The sequence below is a fragment of the Bradyrhizobium sp. sGM-13 genome (genome assembly GCF_018398875.1).
Lineage (GTDB): Bacteria > Pseudomonadota > Alphaproteobacteria > Rhizobiales > Xanthobacteraceae > Bradyrhizobium.
Genome location: NZ_JAGWDK010000129.1, coordinates 1 through 1,723, shown reverse-complemented (window position 1 = coordinate 1,723; position 1,723 = coordinate 1). Strand labels below are relative to the sequence as shown.

General features: G+C 62.3%; 1 protein-coding gene and 1 pseudogene. Both read right to left on the bottom strand.

Annotated elements, in window-relative coordinates; genetic code table 11:
• Positions 1–138: pseudogene (locus tag KJQ96_RS38410) on the bottom strand (NAD(P)/FAD-dependent oxidoreductase); the annotation flags it as partial.
• A 534-nt stretch (positions 139–672) separates the two neighbouring features.
• On the bottom strand, positions 673–1,626 hold the full coding sequence (locus KJQ96_RS38405; RefSeq protein ID WP_213291146.1) for an AraC family transcriptional regulator: 954 nt from the start codon (positions 1,624–1,626) through the stop codon (positions 673–675).
• Positions 1,627–1,723: the final 97 nt, after the last annotated feature.

Below are 1,723 nucleotides of genomic sequence, written 5' to 3'. Positions count from 1 at the left end.
AACTACTAGCGTCGGCTCGGGTGCGATCAGCGCGATTTCGAGATCCTCGGGTGAGACGCCTCGGATGTCGCGCAGGCGGGCAGCGGAAAGTGCGGCGTACATGCCGGCGAAGCCGGCGCCAATGATGATAAGTCGCATGTGTTTGCTCCTGTGGGTTGAATATTCTCGAACGTGCGCACGTCACCGCCGCCGCTCTGCATTGGCGGTAAACCTCTTGCGACCGATGACGCAAAGATGATGTGAAATGAATCCCGGCTGTTACGGTGCGGGGCAGTCCAGCATTAGCGACATTGGCATGGGGCGTTCACATGCCGCTCGGCAGCCTCCGGATCCCAAGAGCGAGCCGCGTTGAAAGGCCATCAACGGAGCGGGCTTCGCGGGCCAGTCCTTGTAGAAGATGATGGAACTGACAGGGTTGGCGGTTTGGACGGCATGTGCCGGAATTTCCGTTTCTTCGCCCGCTGCCGAGGTGAAGCGAACACTCAACGAAAGTCCGTACATGAGTGCGGTCGCGACGACTCTCCGTCGCGGTGCGATTGCAAGGGGGTTAACGACGTTCATCCAGGCCATCGTTTGTCTCCATCCGGTGTTGGCGTTGGGCGTAACGTTGATTTAGCGAATTAGCTTTGCGACTGCCCCAGAGCGATTGCCGTACCTGTAGAGCGATTGCTGTTACCGAATGCGTCGCCGCCAATCGCTCGGTGTCTCTCCGGTCAGCTTCCTAAACGCCGCAGCGAAGGCGGTCTGGGAGGAATAACCAAGCGCCGCCGCGACCGAGACGACGGATTCGTCCGTGTCGCGCAGCATGTTCATGGCTTGCTCAAGCCGATGCTGGCGCAGCCAGGCATGCGGTGAAAGTCCGGTACTTTCCTTGAAGGCGCGGCAGAAGTGGAAACGCGAGAGGCCGGCGTCTGCAGCCAGCGCCGCGAGGGAGACGTCCGCATCAGCGTCCGAGCGCAGGCGCTCGATGGCGCGCCGCAGTGCCGTCGGCGATAATCCACCGATGACTGGCTGAATCGCGACAGGTGAACCCGCATGCGCGGCCAGCAGGCGTGTCGCCAGCAGATCTGTCAATTGCTGCCTGAACAGGGCGTCCAGTGCGGCACTGCCTTCCAGTACATCTGCCGCGCTCAGCAGCAGTCGGGACGTAATGGGATCGGGATGCGCCGATCGATCCATCAAATCGCCTGGGGAAGCCGTGCCGGCTTCCAGCGCAACGCGCTCGAGCGTTGTCTGCGGAAGATACAGGTGGATCACGTTCAAGGATTCGGGAATCTCCCAGCGCGACGTCGAGCCGGCCGGGATGACCGTCACAGTGCCGGGACGCGCCGTTCCAACCACGACCGATTTCCCGGTGCGCCGCTCGAAGCACAGTGAGCCGGAGGGGAACGTCATGAGGACGTGGTCGGCCATCGGCCCGACGACGTCGTGCAGCGCGTCATGTTTCCAATGGGCGATCACGCTGCTCGACGGCTCAGATGCCATGCGAACTGGTGTCATCTTGAGCACGCGCGCCATTTCCGCATCGGCGTGAGGGGCCTCGCCGATCGGCACGTCGCGCGAGCTCGCCTCGGAAGTATCAGGCTGGTCCTGCGAAGGATCGCGCAAGGTTGGCTTGCAGCTCATGCACGTGTCCTCGGCAGTGTGGAGAAGCTTCGCTTACCGGAACGATTGCTGCTAACGCACGCGCCGCCGCCAATCGCTCGGGGTTTCGCCGGTCATC

Bases quoted from the DNA above. Each gene is read 5' to 3' on its own strand.
- KJQ96_RS38405 (WP_213291146.1), bottom strand. From the start codon at position 1,626: ATGAGCTGCAAGCCAACCTTGCGCGATCCTTCGCAGGACCAGCCTGAT.